The sequence below is a fragment of the Methylobacterium sp. D54C genome (assembly GCF_053345595.1).
Genome location: NZ_JBKFAK010000185.1, coordinates 1 through 310, shown reverse-complemented (window position 1 = coordinate 310; position 310 = coordinate 1). Strand labels below are relative to the sequence as shown.

The following is a 310-nucleotide window of genomic DNA, read 5'->3' as shown; positions in this document are numbered from 1 at the left end:
CCGACGCCGGTGTGCAAGGGCCGAGCCCGGAGCGCCCGCGGCGGCCGTCCGGGTCTGGCGCTACCGCGGACCGCCGCCGCGCCGCCGCGCGATCTCGTGTCCCGCGCTGTCGAGGGGGCCCGACGGCGCGAGGCCGTCGTTCGGAACGGCCTGCATGCCATCGTGCGCGGTGCGCGAGGTCGGTCGCGCGAGACCGTGACCGCCGGCGGCCTGCTTCATCGCCAGCGCCCTGCGGGAGCTCGTGACCAGGCGACCGCGCGCCCGGGCGGTCCGCCTGCGCTCGCTCTCCTTGCTGGCGCGCTTCACCGCG

General features: G+C 78.7%; 1 pseudogene. It reads right to left on the bottom strand.

The features are described from left to right. Window positions 1-60: 60 nt before the first annotated feature. A pseudogene (locus ACLBYB_RS33085) lies at window positions 61-310 on the bottom strand (hypothetical protein); the annotation flags it as partial.